General features: G+C 60.0%; 13 protein-coding genes. 12 read left to right on the forward strand and 1 reads right to left on the reverse strand.

The features are described 5' to 3' along the window. The first annotated feature begins 2 nt into the window (after nt 1-2). The 11 genes from AC0R79_RS16540 to AC0R79_RS16590 all read left to right on the forward strand — a co-directional run bounded on the left by AC0R79_RS16540 (nt 3) and on the right by AC0R79_RS16590 (nt 13,129). Complete coding sequence (locus AC0R79_RS16540; protein ID WP_115077992.1) at nt 3-1,394, forward strand: undecaprenyl-phosphate glucose phosphotransferase; 1,392 nt, start codon at nt 3-5, stop codon at nt 1,392-1,394. Nucleotides 1,395-1,464: 70 nt separating this feature from the next. Next, nucleotides 1,465-2,805, forward strand: a complete 1,341-nt coding sequence (locus AC0R79_RS16545; RefSeq protein ID WP_474730622.1) for a UDP-glucose dehydrogenase family protein — start codon at nt 1,465-1,467, stop codon at nt 2,803-2,805. Between the two features lie 13 nt (nt 2,806-2,818). Beyond that, the gene (locus AC0R79_RS16550; RefSeq protein WP_474730624.1) at nt 2,819-3,523 is read left to right on the forward strand and encodes a WecB/TagA/CpsF family glycosyltransferase; all 705 of its coding nucleotides are present in this window, start codon (nt 2,819-2,821) and stop codon (nt 3,521-3,523) included. A 2-nt stretch (nt 3,524-3,525) separates the two neighbouring features. Beyond that, nucleotides 3,526-4,605 carry a glycosyltransferase gene (locus AC0R79_RS16555; RefSeq protein ID WP_474730626.1) on the forward strand — a complete coding sequence of 360 codons (1,080 nt, stop codon included), beginning with the start codon at nt 3,526-3,528 and terminating at the stop codon, nt 4,603-4,605. Beyond that, complete coding sequence (locus AC0R79_RS16560; protein WP_474730628.1) at nt 4,602-5,714, forward strand: glycosyltransferase; 1,113 nt, start codon at nt 4,602-4,604, stop codon at nt 5,712-5,714. Before AC0R79_RS16555 ends, AC0R79_RS16560 begins: the two co-directional genes overlap by 4 nt. After that, entirely contained in the window at nt 5,711-7,024 is a 1,314-nt protein-coding gene (locus AC0R79_RS16565) for an O-antigen ligase family protein (RefSeq protein WP_474730630.1), read from the forward strand. The genes AC0R79_RS16560 and AC0R79_RS16565 overlap by 4 nt, the downstream gene beginning before the upstream one ends. A 16-nt stretch (nt 7,025-7,040) precedes the next feature. Then, nucleotides 7,041-7,994, forward strand: a complete 954-nt coding sequence (locus AC0R79_RS16570; protein ID WP_474730632.1) for a glycosyltransferase family 2 protein — start codon at nt 7,041-7,043, stop codon at nt 7,992-7,994. Nucleotides 7,995-8,007: 13 nt separating this feature from the next. Continuing rightward, nucleotides 8,008-9,426: an oligosaccharide flippase family protein gene (locus tag AC0R79_RS16575; RefSeq protein ID WP_474730634.1), complete on the forward strand. Its 1,419-nt coding sequence runs from the start codon at nt 8,008-8,010 to the stop codon at nt 9,424-9,426. Between the two features lie 29 nt (nt 9,427-9,455). Beyond that, nucleotides 9,456-10,511, forward strand: a complete 1,056-nt coding sequence (gene galE / locus AC0R79_RS16580) for a UDP-glucose 4-epimerase GalE (RefSeq protein WP_474730636.1) — start codon at nt 9,456-9,458, stop codon at nt 10,509-10,511. Then, nucleotides 10,511-11,989 carry a family 16 glycosylhydrolase gene (locus AC0R79_RS16585; RefSeq protein WP_474730638.1) on the forward strand — a complete coding sequence of 493 codons (1,479 nt, stop codon included), beginning with the start codon at nt 10,511-10,513 and terminating at the stop codon, nt 11,987-11,989. The genes galE and AC0R79_RS16585 overlap by 1 nt, the downstream gene beginning before the upstream one ends. 90 nt (nt 11,990-12,079) lie before the next feature. Continuing rightward, a complete protein-coding gene (locus AC0R79_RS16590; protein ID WP_085603513.1) occupies nt 12,080-13,129 on the forward strand; it encodes an acyltransferase family protein in 1,050 nt (349 codons plus the stop codon). Between the two features lie 109 nt (nt 13,130-13,238). Here the strand turns inward: AC0R79_RS16590 and AC0R79_RS16595 are convergent, their stop codons facing one another. Continuing rightward, on the reverse strand, nt 13,239-14,147 hold the full coding sequence (locus tag AC0R79_RS16595; protein WP_085745609.1) for a helix-turn-helix domain-containing protein: 909 nt from the start codon (nt 14,145-14,147) through the stop codon (nt 13,239-13,241). A gap of 161 nt (nt 14,148-14,308) precedes the next feature. On the opposite strand from AC0R79_RS16595, the gene AC0R79_RS16600 reads away from it, so the two are divergent. Then, the gene (locus tag AC0R79_RS16600; RefSeq protein WP_007951306.1) at nt 14,309-15,667 is read left to right on the forward strand and encodes a glutamine synthetase family protein; all 1,359 of its coding nucleotides are present in this window, start codon (nt 14,309-14,311) and stop codon (nt 15,665-15,667) included. Nucleotides 15,668-15,797 lie beyond the last annotated feature (130 nt).

Here is a 15,797-nt window from a genome sequence, read left to right on the forward strand (position 1 = left end):
CTATGACTTCGCTTTATACCGCTCACATGACACACCGCCGAGGCCTGACTTTCTGGGGCCAGTGGCTGTGCGCACTGTCGCTGGTGACAGCGCTGTTGATGCTGCTCGTGCAGTGGCGCGTCGGCAGTCTGACCAGTGAATACCGCATCCTGATCATTCTGACCGTGCTCGGCTCGGTGCCGATCTACAGCGTGATGCAGGTCTACCACAAGCGTCATGGCTTGCTGGTCGGGCTTGGCAGGTTGCTGGCCGGTTGGTTGATCCTGCTGGCCGTTCTGGCGGCGATTGCGTTCTTCACCCAGACCAGCGCCATTTATTCACGCCAGGTGATCATGGTCTGGGCGGTGCTGGGCTTCGTGGTTCAGGCCTTGAGCTTTTTGCCCCTGCATTACCTGGCCCGCCTGTATTCGCGCAGGGTCTGCAACGGGCGTCGCTCGGTGATCATCGGTACCTGCCCGACGGCCCATGAACTGGCGAAAAAACTGTCACTGCCGAACCGCGCGCTGGTGCTGGGCTTCATCGCCGCTGCCGACAGCAGTGGCCCCGCACCCAGCATTCTGCCGTTGCTAGGCCACGTTTCCGCCATCCGCGAGATCATCACGGGCCTGGAAGTGCGTCGCGTCTATATTGTGCTGCCGATGGCCCATGCCGCGACCATCGAAGCGCTCTACATCGACCTGTTGGACATGAATGTCGACGTGGTGTGGATCCCGGATTTCGGCAGCATGGTGTTGCTCAACCATTCGATCTCGGAAATCGAGCGGATGCCGGCCATCTACCTCAACGAGAGCCTGCTCAGCTCGCACCCTGCCAGCCTGTTTTGCAAGGATCTGTTTGAACGCAGCCTCGCCGGCCTGGCCATTGCCCTGCTCAGCCCCTTGCTGCTTGTGGTGGCCGTTGCCGTCAAGCTCACCTCCGCAGGCCCGGTGCTGTTCAAGCAAAACCGTCATGGTTGCAACGGTGAAGTGATCAAGGTCTGGAAGTTTCGCTCCATGCACGTCCACGACGACCAGGAGGTTCGCCAGGCCACCCGCAACGATGACCGCCTCACGCCGATCGGGGGCTTTCTGCGCCGCAGTTCCATCGACGAATTGCCTCAGCTGTTCAACGTCCTGTCCGGCCGGATGGCCCTGGTCGGCCCGCGCCCGCATGCCGTCACTCACAACATTTATTACACCGGCAAGGTGCGCGCCTACATGGCCCGGCATCGCCTCAAGCCGGGGATCACCGGCCTGGCCCAGATCACCGGCCATCGTGGCGAAACCGAGACCGTGGAAAAAATGCAGCTGCGCGTTGCCCAGGACCTCAACTACATCAACCAGTGGTCGCTGTGGCTCGACATCAAAATCCTTATCAAGACCCCCTTCACGCTGTTCTCGAAAAACATCTATTGAGCCCCTGTCCCCCTTCTGCCGCTCCCCTGCCCGACCGTTGATAACCGTCACGACGACCTGAGGTTCGACCATGAATGTAAGCGTATTCGGTATTGGTTACGTAGGCCTTGTCCAGGGTGCTGCATTGGCCGAGGTCGGGCACAACGTGCTCTGCGTCGACGTCGACGCGGGCAGGGTCGAGGCGCTGAAAGAGGGCACGCTGCCGATCTACGAGCCCGGCCTCAAGAGTCTGGTGCGCGACAACTATCAAAGCGGCCGGCTGCGGTTCGGCACAGACCTGGTGGACGCCGTTCACCATGGCGATGTGCTGTTGATCGCCGTCGGCACACCGCCCGACGAAGACGGTTCGGCGGATCTCCAATACGTGCTGAGCGTGGCGCAGACCATCGCGCTGAACATGGATCGGCACCAGATCATCGTCGACAAATCCACCGTGCCCGTCGGTACGGGGGACCGAGTTCGAGCGTGTATCGAGCAGGTGCTGGCCGACAACGGTCGCGGCGATCTGACGTTCGACGTGGTTTCAAACCCGGAATTTCTCAAGGAAGGCTGTGCGGTCGAAGACTGCATGCGCCCGGACCGGATCATCATCGGCACCGACAGCCCGCGTGCCGAGGAGGTCATGCGCGAACTGTATGAACCGTTCAATCGCAGCCGCGAAAAAATCATCGTCATGGATGTTCGCAGCGCCGAGCTGACGAAATACGCCGCCAACTGCATGCTGGCGACCAAGATCAGCTTCATGAACGAAATGGCCTGCCTCGCTGAAAAGCTCGGCGCCGACATCGAAAAGGTGCGCCACGGCATCGGCGCAGACCCGCGCATCGGTTACCAGTTTATCTACCCAGGTCTGGGCTACGGCGGCTCGTGTTTTCCCAAGGACGTGAAGGCGCTGATACACGCGGCCGACGGTGTCGACATCGACGCCCGGGTGCTCAAGGCCGTGGAGGCGCGCAACCAGGAACAGAAAGCCAGCCTCTATCGCAAAGTATTCGATCACTTCGACGGTCACCTTCGCGGCAAGACGTTTGCCCTGTGGGGGCTGAGTTTCAAACCCAATACCGACGACATGCGCGAGGCCCCCAGCCGGGTACTGATGGAGGCCTTGTGGCAAGCCGGCGCCAGCGTGCAGGCGTTTGACCCGAAAGCCATGGAAGAGGCCCAGCGCCTTTACGGCTCGCGAGATGACCTGACCCTGACAGGCACCAAGGAGGCGGCGCTGAAAAATGCCGACGCCCTGATCATCGTCACCGAGTGGCAATCGTTCCGGGCGCCGGATTTCGACCGGCTCAGCCAGTTGCTCAAACAGCCGTTGATTTTCGACGGACGCAACCTGTTCGATCCGCAGCGATTGAGCAAACGCGGTTTCACCTACGTCTCCGTGGGTCGGCAGACCCCTTCAGTTCTCTGAGAGGAGCCGCGCCATGTTCAAACTGGAGATAGTCGGCCACTACTCGGCGAAATTGCTGGAGGCCAACCAGGCCTATTCCTTCATCAACTTTGCCTCGATCGGCAGTTTTTTCGAGCAAAACCCGAGCAGCGTTGCCTATTTTTGCGACGGCATGCTGATGTCGACCTTCATGTCTCGCATTACCGGCAGACCGATTGGTCGGGTCAGCTTCGACTTCACCTCGATAGCCGACGTCGTGCTGCGCAGCGCCGAGCAACAGGGCAAACGCATCTATTTTGTCGGCGCCCGACAAGCTGAACTCGACCTGTTCATCAGCAAGATCAAAACCCTTTATCCGCAACTGAGCATCGCCGGCTATCACAACGGCTATTTCGACGCCGCCCAGGCCGAAGGCATTCGGGCTGACATCTGTCGCAGTGCAGCGGACATTCTGATCGTCGGCCTGGGCGCCGGACGGCAAGAGCAGTTCGAGCTGGATGCCCTGCGCGCAGGCTTTCGCGGGGTCGCCTTCACCTGTGGCGGGTTCATCCGGCAAGAAGCCCTGGCGACGCGGCAGTACTACCCGGCGCTGATCAATCGCCTGCACTTGCGCGCGTTCTATCGCATGTACCGCGAGCCCCACACGATCAAGCGCTACCTCATCGATTACCCCACCAACTTCCTGCACCTGCTGAACATGATCGTTCGACACAAAGTCGCCATCAGCGTTGGGGAATGACCATGCACATCCTGTTTATCCTCAAGGATTTCAAGCCCGGCGGTGGCGTCGAGCGCGTTCAGCAACGGTTGTCCGAGCAGTTTCTCAAGGACGGCCGGCGTGTGAGTTTTTTCGTCATGAACTCGGACATGCCCGACACCCGGGACATTCAATGCTTCAGCGGTGGTGGCAGCGGCATTGCTGGCCTGTTCAAGTCCATCGTACTGTTGCGCCGGCTCATACAGCGTGAAGGCGTCACCCACCTCATTTCCGCCAAGGAACAGGCGAACCTCTGCACGTGGTTCGCCACCCTGGGCAGTGCCTGCAAAGTCATCTACAGCCGCCACGCGACACTCGATTGCAGCGAACAGAAAACCGGTCCTTCAAGTTTGCGTCTGCTCTACACGTTGTACCTGTGCGGCAGCGGCAAGGTGGTGACGGTTTCCTCGGCCCTGCGCCAGACCCTCGCCGATGCTGTGCCTTGGGGGCGGCAGCGCATCCGTTATTGCCCCAATGCCGTCGTCACCGATCAACTGTTCCAAGCCGCCCAGGCACCGCAACCCGCCGGTTTCCCCCGCAACTACTGGTTAGGCCTGGGCCGTCTGGTCGAGCCCAAAGGGTTTCATCTGCTGCTGGACGCCTATGCATTGGCGCTACGCAGCGCAGCGCTGCCGGATCTGGTGATCGTCGGTGATGGCCCGTTGCGCGAAGCACTGGTCACTCAGGCCAATCAATTGGGTATCGCGCAACGGGTGCACTTCAGCGGCTTCCTCAGCAATCCCTATCCCGTGCTCGGGCGCGCCCGGCTGTTCATTTTGAGCTCCCTGCAAGAAGGCATGCCGACCGTGCTGATCGAGGCGTTGGCGCTGGGCACGCCGGTGCTGGCGTGCGATTGCGAGACCGGGCCCAGAGAACTGCTGGACCACGGCCGACTCGGTCAACTGGTAATCGTCAACGACGTACAGGCACTGGCCGAGGGAATGCTGCGCAACCTGACCTCAGGTCATGCCATCGCCCCCGGCGAAGAGACGCTCACTGCCACCCTGCGCCCGTACACCAGTCAGTACGCGGCGCAGGCGTATTACCAGGTCTGGAATCAATGAAAAAGTTACTGATCATCCTCCATGACCTCAGCGCCGGCGGCGCTGAAAAAATGATGGCGCGCCTCGCCAAGGCGCTGGTGGATGCGGGCAATGACGTGACATTGCTGATGCTCACCGGCGGAGGCATTCACGCAGCCCATCTCGACCCGCGGGTGAAAAAGGTTGAATTGCACAGCCCGCGCAGCGTCCGTGCGGTGCCGGCACTCACGCGATTTCTGCGTGCCAATCGCTTTGACGCCCAACTGGCGGCTCTCACCCACGTCAACGTGGTGGCGATCGTCGCGGCGGCCCTGTCCGGCACGCTGGCCCGGCTGCACGTCAGCGAGCGCAATGCCTTTTCCCATGACCGGCACGTGAACCCCGACTTCATGGTGCGGATGGCTTATCGGGTGGCACCGCTGCTGTATCGGCTGATCCCCAACCCGGTGATCTGTGTATCGCGCGGTGTCGCCCAGGATCTGGTCGATACCACCCTCGCCCGGCGGCAGGACGTGACCATTGCCGACAATCCGGTGCTCGACAACGATTTCCGCGAGAAGACGCCGGGACTGCCCCGCCACCGCTGGCTGCTGGAAAAGTCCGGCACGGTGATTGTCGCCGTGGGGCGTCTGGCGCCACAAAAAGGTTTCGACACGCTGATCACAGCGTTCGCGGCACTGCCTGATCGCCGTGCCCGACTGATCATTTTTGGCGAAGGTGCCCTCAGGGCCGCACTGCTGGAACAGGCGAAACAGCTGGGGGTGGCGGAGCGCTTCGATCTGCCGGGCTATGCCGATGATCCCCTGGCAGAAGTGGCCGCAGCCGATTGCTTCGTACTGTCGTCGCGTTTCGAGGGCAGTCCCAACGCGCTGGTCGAGGCGTTATCCACCGGCACACCGGTGGTGGCGACTCGCTGCCCTCATGGTCCGCAAGACATCCTCGTCGGTGGTCTGGTGGCGCCGCTTGTCGCTGTCGATGATCCGATCGCCCTGGCGCAGGCCATCGGCGAGCAACTGTCCATACCGCGCGATCTGCAGCGTCAGTCACGCCTCGATGCGGCCGCACGATTCATGAGCGCCAGTGCGGTGCAGACCTACCTCAGAGCGTTGATCGGGAGTACGTCATCATGAGCACATTGACGATCAGGTATTCGACGTTACGCGACGGTTTCACCTTGTTCGGCATTCTTTTCTACATTCAGGTGATTACCTTTGTCCTCAATCTGGGCGGTGCTTCCAGTTTTGGCGATATCAATAAAGACCTCGAAGGCAACGTCGCCAATCAGGTCTGCGGCCTCATCACCCTGCTGGTGCCGCTATTCTTTTTCATCCGCAACAAGGTATTCCTCAGCAAGACCTTTTATCGCAGCAACTTCTTCCTGCTGGTGTTCCTGCTCTGTGTCATTGCGTCGATCGGCTGGTCCCACGACCCGATGCTCAGTCTCAAGCGGTTCATCGCCCTGCTCGGCGTGGTGTTTTTTGCCGGTTTTCTTGCCTATAACTACTCCCTTGAAAAAATCACCTTCATGCTCGGTTGCGCCATCGGCATAGCGGCGTTGATCGGGTTGTTGCTCGCTGTGGTCATGCCCGACGTGGCGTTTCTCTCCGGGGGCATTCGCGATGGCGCATTCAAAGGCGTTTTCGCCGAAAAGAATGCCGGCGCCCGGCTCAACGCGATCGCCATCGTACTGCTGCTGCCGATGATCCGGCAGCGCAATCGCTGGGCACTCTTCTGTTCATTCTTTTCGCTGGTCGCGATCCTGCTTGCCCAGTCAGCCACAGGCGTGGCGCTGATCATTTCCGGCACGATCAGCTACTGGTACTTCCTCACGATGATCCGCCTGGGCATCAATCGCTCACAGCTGCTGTTCCTCGGATGCACCCTTCTATACCTGTTGGTATGTCTGTTTCTGTACAGCAACTTTGCGGTGCTGCTGGAAATGGCCGGTCGCGACCCGTCACTGACCGATCGCACCTTGATCTGGGAACTGCTCGCGCCCTTTATCGACAACCAGTTTCTCAAGGGCTACGGCTTCGGCGCCTTCTGGTCCAGCCCTGATGCCGATGCGTTCATCACCCGCTGGGGTTACATCGGCAACGCCCACAGCGGCTACATGGAGACCCTGCTCAACGGTGGCCTCATCCAGCTGACGGCGCTGGCGCTGATGTTGGGTGAAGCACTGTTCAAGCAATACCGCGCCGTGACGGCGAATCAGGCAGCCCGGTTTCGTGCCAGTGCGCTGGTCATCATCGGCCTGTTCGTCGTCACCAATTATGTGGCGTACGTGATTCCCAACTACCGCTCCGCCGAGTTTCTGGTGTTCTGCACCCTGGCCCTGACCTTCCGGCACCACCACGCGACCTACCCCGAATCCTCACCGGCAGCGCTGCGTCAGCGCTCGTCGGGCAGCGCACTGCCGCGCGATTCCGCCCGCGCGTAACCCAAGGAGAATTACCGTGCCCAACCAAGCTCCCCGTTCAGCAGATTCAGTGTGCGTCATCATTCCGATGTACAACGGCGCCGACAGCATCGAGCAGACACTGACGTCCCTGGCCCGGCAAACCCGACTGCCCGATCACGTCATCGTCATCGACGACGGGTCCACCGATGACGGACCACAGCGGGTCAGGGACTTTGTCGCGCCGTTTCGCTTGACGTTGTTACAGCAACCCAACGAAGGCCAGGCCAGCGCCCGTAATCATGGGATGCGGCACTCCGAAGAAACGTTTGTGGCGATGCTCGATGCCGATGACCAATGGCATCCGCGAAAGCTGGAGTTACAGCTGGCACTGTATGACGAGCTCACGCGACAAGGCCGGCCGGTGGGGCTGATCGACTGCTATGCGCAGGTCAATTACAGCGATGGCAGGCGCCAACTGGACGACCGGTTGAAGAACGGCAGGCACTTCTACGATTTCATCCATGCCAACGTCGTCAATGGCGTCTCCACCGCGCTGGTCAAACGTGACGTGATCATGCAACTGGGCGGCTTCGACGCCAGCCTGCGTTATTCCGAAGACCGCTTCATGTGGACGCGGATCGCCGAACACTGGGAGATCCACACGGTGCCGGAGGTGCTGCTGGAGCGCACGGTCAATGGCGGCAACATGACCGCGAATCCGAAAAAGTACTACCAGAACAAAATCCGCTTCATCGAGGTGTACCTCGCCCGCTACGGCGCGCAGCTGACCCGGCAGCAGCGGATCGATTTCGTGCTGGGCAACCACACCGATTTTCTCGAGGCGTTTTCCCGACGTGGCGAGCATGACCAGGTCATCGGTGTGTATCGGCGAATGCTGGATTGCTCATGGCAAACGCTGTTCTTCGCCAATGGCAAACCGACCTTGCGCTACCTCTATGCCCGCGCCAGAACCTTGCGCAATACAACGGCGTCAACCACGGCTCATTGAACCGGTATCCGCCATGGCCAACCATCGCCTGATGACATTGACCTGGATCTTCACCGAGAAATTCGGCCTGATCCTGCTGTCGATGATTACCTTTGTCGCTTACGCCAGGCTGCTGTCGCCAGCCGAGCTGGGTGTGGGCACGGTGATCATTGCCATCGTCGAACTGATCGGTCTGGTGTATTCGTCGGTGCTGGAAGACCCGCTGGTACGACTTGAGCGGCTGGAAGACAAACACATCAGCACAGCCTACTGGGCGGCGGTGCTCGTCAGTCTGGCAAGCATCGGCGTTATCTCGGGCGCCGTCATGCTGTACACCCCGGATCCGGTGCTGCAATGGATGACGGCGGTAGCCTCGCTGAAGATCCTGTTCACCATGATGGCGCGGGTCTATGTGGCGCAGATGCGCCGCAGCAGCAACTTCAGGATGCTGGCGTCGCGCACGCTGCTGGGCAAGGTGGCGGGTGGCGTCGGCGGCATTGCCGTTGCGCTTTGGGGACTGGGTGCGTGGGCGGTCATTGCCCAGGCGCTGATCATGGAACTGGTGTCGATCATTGTGTTGATGCGCGCAGACCCGCGACGCATCCCCTTTCACATCGACGGTCCGATCCTGCGCGAGTTGTTGAAGTCCGGCGCACCGGTGGCCATCAACGCGCTGAGCTCGCAAACCTTGCAGCGCGGGGTCAACGTGGTGCTGGGCATCACCGCCGGCGCGAACGCGGTCGGCATGTTCAACATGGCGATGCGCATCATCGAACTGCCACGCACCGCAATCTACAACGGCCTGCTGAGCTACGCGCTGCCGGCGTTCTCCCGGCGCAGCGCAGAGCCCAAACGATTGATCGGGATCGTTGGCGATTCAACCGCCGTCAGCGGTTTTCTGTTAACGCCCCTGTTCGTCGGACTCGCACTTACGGCAAGCGACCTGATCCTGTTGATCTTCGGCGCCAAATGGGCAGAGGCCATCCCGCTGCTGCAAGTGCTGGCCTGCACCGCCGCCATCGGCAACAGCGCCATGTACGCCACCACCGCACTCGTTGCGGTCAACCGCAGCCACCTCACGATCAAGGCCGAAGTGCTGACCACCGCGCTGGCCCTGGCGCTGGTCTACACCCTCGGCAACCTGTACGGCGGCATGGCCGCAGCCGTCGCTCTGCTGGCGCGCATGCTGGTCATCACGCCGTTGCAAATCCGCGGCCTGAACACGGCGATCGGCTACAGCTGGCGCGGCTTTTTCGAAGCCAGTTACCGCAGCGTGATCGCTTCCCTGGTCATGGCTGCAACCGTGCTGCTGGTGCTACCGCAGCTGGGTCTCCAGGGTTACCTGCATTTGATCGGCAGCGTCGTGCTCGGCGCACTGAGTTATGCCGTGGGTTACAGCGCCCTGCACCCGCACTGGCCGCAGGAATTCAAATCGGTTTTCACCTCCCGCTGAGTTCAGCCCTGAGACAGGAAGGCCTCACCATGCGCAAAACCACGTTGATTACTGGCGGTGCCGGCTACATCGGCTCGCATACTGTGCTAGCCCTGATTAACGCCGGCCACAAAGTGCTGGTGCTCGACAACCTGTGCAACAGCTGTCGAGAGTGCATCCGGCGCCTTGAGCAACTGACCCTGACCCGCGTCGACTTCATCAAGGGCGATATTCGCGACCCGGTCCTGCTCGACGATATCTTCAGCCGGCACGACATCGAGGCCGTGGTGCACTTTGCCAGTCTCAAATCCGTCGAGGAAAGCGTGCGCAAGCCGCTGGATTACTACGTCAACAACGTTGCCGGCACGCTTGGCCTGTGTCAGGCGATGGCCCGCAATAACGTATTCCGGCTGGTGTTCAGCTCGTCAGCCACGGTGTACGGGGAGCCGACGCGCACGCCGATTGCCGAAGATTTCGGCACCGGCAAACCGGTCAATCCCTATGGCCGCACCAAGCTGATGATCGAAGAGTTGCTGACGGATCTGTGCGACTCCGATCCGCGCTGGAGCATTGGATTGTTGCGTTACTTCAACCCGATCGGCGCCCACGAAAGCGGAATGATCGGCGAAGACCCGCGGGGCCGCCCCAACAACCTGTTGCCGTGCCTGACCCAGGTTGCCATAGGCCGGATACCCGAACTCACGGTGTACGGCAGCGACTATCCCACCGTCGACGGGACCTGCGTGCGCGACTATATCCATGTGGTCGACCTGGCCATCGGTCACCTCAAGGCACTGCAAGTGCTGCAGCACAACAACGGGATTCACTTCTGGAACCTCGGAACGGGCGTTGGCTACAGCGTGTTGCAAATCATCCACAGCTTCGAAGACATCACCGGCATCAGCATTCCCTACCGCTTCGCCCCTCGACGTCTCGGCGACATCGCCAAGTGCTGGGCCGATCCGGCCAAGGCGGGACGCGAACTGGGCTGGAGCGCGCAGCGCGGCCTGGAACAGATGATCACCGATAGCTGGCGCTGGCAGTCGTGCAATCCGCAGGGGTATCAATCGTCATTCAAGATTCCGGCACCCGTTGCGGTGAAGTGATGCCGATGTTCAAGGAATGTCTGCTGGCCGCGCTGTTTTCGGTTTCGCTGGCAAGCAACGCCGCGCAGGCGCCTCCTGCTGTGCCGAGTACCGGGCTCGTGTTGTGGCTGGACGCCGCCGACGCGTCGACGATGAGCCTGGATGCGCAGAACCGTCTCCAGCGCTGGAGCGACAAATCAGGCAAGGCCAATGATGCGACAGTCGATGGCGCTTCTTTGCCGCCACAACGGATGGAGAACAGCCTCAATGGCCAGGCGGTGGTGCGCTTGAGCGGTAACTCGGGATTACTGGGCCGGGCACTGCGCACGGCCAAAGGGTCCGCGACCGTACTGATCGTGTCCCGCCGGTTGCCAGAGCAGGCCGGGGTCGATCCCTGGCAACGGTTGTTCAGTTCGCGGCCGCAAGCCGCCAGCAACGATAACGTGCTGCCGAATTTCGCTGTCAGCCTGCCGCAAACCGGTGCCTATGAACCGACGGTTTCTGTCCTTGAACTGCAGGACGTGCCACTGGGACCGTATGGCGTGGGGCGCAATGCCGTCGGCAATGCCGAAAACTTTCGCGGCGACATCGCCGAAGTCCTGGTGTATGACCGCCCGCTTGCCTCGCTCGCGGAGCGCCAGCGCGTATTTCGGTACCTGGCAGACAAGTGGACCGTGGCCATACCGGTTCAGGCCGATACCTGGACACGTGTCGGCCCCCTGGACGCGCTGCCGTCCCACGTCCATCCGGATCTGCCGTTGTCCGATCAGGCCAATGCCGGCCGGTGGTTGCTCAACACGACACTGTCCGACGAGTTCGATGGCACCACCCTCGACCGCACACGCTGGCACGTCAACAATGCTATCGGCAACGAGTCGCTGGGACGCAAGCCGGCGTTGTTCACCGAGCGCAATGCAAGCGTCAGCAACGGCTATCTGAAGATTGTCTTTCGCAAGGAAACCTTGCCACCGAAGTACGTCCAGCTCGGTTTCAAGGATTACACCTCGGCGATGGTTCGTACCCTCGAACGTGGCTTCTACGGCTATTACGAAGCACGGGCCAAACCAATGAACTCTGCGGGTTCCAGCGCATTCTGGCTGGCGTGGACAGGGATGGCCGACAACGCCACCGAAATCGATATCTTTGAAATCGGCGGCAAGACCAAAGACGCGGCTTCAGACCGCGCCTACAACATGAACGCCCACCTCTGGGCCACGCCACAGAGCACCGAACATATCGCCAACGGTAGCACCTGGACCAGCCCCTGGCGGCTGGCTGGCGACTTTCATGTCTACGGCTTCGACTGGCAGCCCGATACCCTGCGCTGGTACGTCGATGGCGTGCTGGTCAGGGAGTCGAAGAACGACCACTTTTTCTACCCCATGCAGATCGTCTTTGACAGTGAGGCCATGTGGAAATGGTTCGGCGTGGTCGACGATGCTGACCTGCCCTCCACGTTCGAAGTCGATTACATCCGTATGTGGCTACGCAGTCCTTGAGCACCTTACGCCGCTTTGGCCTTGAGTCGAATTTCACACGACACAGTCCTCAGTAATCAATCCGCGCTGACGAGTCTGGAGCGCCTGTACATGAACAACCGGCGACTGAACGAGCTGGACTTGTTGCGCTTCCTCGCAGCGATCGCCGTGGTGTTTTTTCACTATGCGTTTCGCGGGTATGCGAGGGGCGATATGTCTGTAATGCCCTACCCACTATTGGCTGACGTGGCCAAATACGGTTATCTGGGGGTCGAGCTGTTTTTCATGATCAGCGGATTCGTGATCCTGATGACGGCTTCGAGCAACAACCTCAAAGTGTTTTTCATTTCCCGCGTCATCCGCCTTTGCCCGGCATTCTGGGTGTGCTGCACGATCACTTTTCTGGTCACGCTGGCCATTGGGCAGCCAAGATTTTCGGCTGACCTTTATCAGTACGTGATCAACATGACATTCCTCGGCGACGTGCTCGGAGTGCCGCCCATAGACGGGGTCTACTGGTCACTGTTCGTCGAAATAAAGTTCTACCTGATGATCGCCATTCTGTTGGCTTTCAAGAAAATAGAGAAAATAGAAACCTTCCTTGTGCTCTGGCTGCTGGTTTCAGCCACAGCGGAAGTCTTTGCTTTCGAAAAGCTGCGCTCGGTACTGATCACCGACTACGCGGCCTATTTCATCGCCGGTGCGACGTTCTACATCATATGGGACAAGGGTTTTACCAAAGCGCGTATTTCCCTGCTGGCCGCTGCACAGGCATTGGCCAGCTACAACGCGATCACCTGGGCCGAGTCGATCGAACTGAAATATTCGACCGAATACGACGCCTTGATCATCTGCGGTGTCATTGCCCTGTTTTTCATGACGTTTCTGTTTATCGCGACGCATAAAACGTCAGCCATAGGGAAGTTCGACTGGACAGCATTGGGCGCCCTGACTTACCCGCTTTACCTGCTGCATCAAATGATCGGCTTCATGATCTTCAATATGGCTTATCCGGCCATCAATCCACATTTGCTGCTCTGGGGCACCATCGCTTTGATGATAGGTGCGTCCCATGTCATCCATAAAGAAATAGAAACCCCGATGGCCAGACTGATGAAAAGATCGCTTTCATCTTCCTTCAATCGTCTCAGAGTCGATTAATCGGTAGTGCAACAAGCTTGGCAAAATCGGCAGGTGAAAAAGGCGGGAGAGGTTTCGGTGAATACCGAAACCTCTCCCGCCTTTTTTTGTTTGAGGCGAAGAGCGCTCGTCACATGGACGATGAGCGCTTCAATGTTTCGCTCGGCAACTCCTTGAACATTGCCCTGTAACTGCTTGAAAAACGGCCCAAATGCCAGAACGACCAGTTCATCGCGACTTCTGCCACGGTGGTGTCCGCTGGCGAGCGTTTGAGCAACTCCCGCCGCGCACTGTTGAGCCGGCGCAAACGCAGCCAATGACTCGGCGACATCCCGGTGTAGGCCTTGAACGTCTGCTGCAACTGGCGCAGGGAAACCCCGGCCACCCGCGACAGTTCCAGCAGATTGAGGGTTTCTTCCGGCGAATCCGCCGCCCACTCGCCCACGCGCTTGAGGGTGATTCGCTCTTCGGCGCGGCGCTGCAAACCACCGCCGTCCAGGCACACGCTCGCGTTGTCGAGGATAAACAGACAGTCCTCCAGCAACTGTTGAGTCAGTGCTTCTTTGCTTGGCTGATCAAGGGTTTGCGACAACTTCGTGAGGGTCGAGCTTAACCAGCGACTGAACAATCCGTTCTGCGCGCCATTGAGCGGCGCCATGAACAGACCTTCCAGCCTGGCCACGTCCAGACCGTTGCGCTGGACGAATTCCGGGCCGAACACCACGGCGATTTCCTGGTAGTTCTCCGGGGTGATCCAGATGTTGCGGCTCTCTTCATTGAGCAGATAGAGCGCGTTGTCGCTGCGATCGAAACAGAACGCCAGCGAGCCTTCCGGCGCACTGAAATTCTGCTCGACCCGGGTGTTCATCTGTTCTTCGTACACCTCCACACCCTGCAAATCCAGATAACGGATCTGCCCGGCGAAATGCCCCGGCGACATCTGCTGGTAATGCTGAACCCAACCCGGCGTGGCGCGGATTTGCTCAGTGACATCGGCGGTGTTGAAAGCTTGAACCTGTAGCGGATTACACGTTGTCATGGGAGACCTTGCGCACTCTTTTGGTGCGCTTTGGTGCTGCTGAAAGTGGATAGATGGAACGTCAAGGCCCGCCCAAGATAGTCGTCAACGCGCCTCAGGGGAAGTCTGCGAAAGATGAAATCGCCTTCCCCCGCGTCAACAAAACCAACGACGAGGTCTTTATGAATGCCCCTTTCGATCAGCTGTTCACGTGGCTGAAAGATCACAAGATTACCGAAGTGGAATGCGTGGTCAGCGACCTGACCGGCATCGCCCGCGGCAAAATTGCACCGACCAACAAGTTCCTGCATGAGCGAGGCATGCGCCTGCCGGAAAGTGTGCTGCTGCAAACGGTAACCGGGGATTTTGTCGACGACGACATCTACTACGACCTGCTCGACCCGGCCGACATCGACATGGTCTGCAAGCCGGTGAGCGATGCGGTGTACGTGATCCCGTGGGCCATCGAGCCGACCGCCATCGTTATCCACGACACCTTCGACAAGTTCGGCAACCCGATCGAACTGTCGCCGCGCAACGTGCTGAAGAAAGTCCTGCAGCTGTACACCGACAAAGGCTGGAAGCCGATCGTGGCACCGGAAATGGAGTTCTACCTGACCCAGCGCTGCGAAGACCCGGACTTGCCATTGAAGGCACCGCTGGGCCGTTCCGGTCGCGCCGAAAGCGGTCGTCAGTCGTTCTCCATCGACGCCGCCAACGAATTCGATCCGCTGTTCGAAGACGTCTACGACTGGTGCGAACTGCAAGGTCTGGACCTGGACACGCTGATCCACGAAGACGGCCCGGCGCAGATGGAAATCAACTTCCGCCACGGCGACGCGCTGGATCTGGCCGACCAGATCACCGTGTTCAAGCGCACCCTGCGTGAAGCCGCGCTCAAGCACAACGTGACCGCAACCTTCATGGCCAAGCCGATCGGTGACGAGCCCGGCAGCGCGATGCACCTGCACCAGAGCGTGGTCGAGATCGCCAGCGGCCAGCCGATTTTCGCCAATGCCGACGGCAGCATGAGCGATCTGTTCCGCCATCACATCGGCGGCCTGCAGAAGTACATCCCGAAAGTGCTGCCGATGTTCGCGCCGAACGTGAACTCGTTCCGCCGCTTCCTGCCGGACACCTCGGCCCCGGTCAACGTCGAATGGGGCGAAGAAAACCGCACCGTCGGCCTGCGGGTGCCGACCTCCGGGCCTGAGGCGATGCGGGTTGAAAACCGTCTGCCGGGCGCCGACGCCAACCCCTACCTGGCCATCGCGGCGAGCCTGCTGTGCGGTTACATCGGCATGGTCGAAGGCATCGAACCGAGCGCGGCCGTCGAAGGCCGGGCTTACGAGCGCCGCAACCTGCGCCTGCCGATCACCATCGAAGAAGCCCTGACCCAGATGGAAGAGTGCGACACCGTCGCGCAATACCTGGGCAGCAAATTCGTGCGCGGCTACGTCGCCGTGAAACGCGCCGAGCATGAAAACTTCAAGCGCGTGATCAGTTCCTGGGAACGGGAGTTCCTGTTGCTGAGCGTCTGATTAAAACAACAAAAACCAACCCACGATCGTTTCCACGCTCTGCGTGGGAATGCCTCAATGGACGCTCTGCGTCGGCTTTGGGACGCGGAGCGTCCCGGGCTGCATTCCCACGCAGAGCGTGGGAACGATC

This window comes from Pseudomonas sp. HD57-3, from assembly GCF_056113135.1.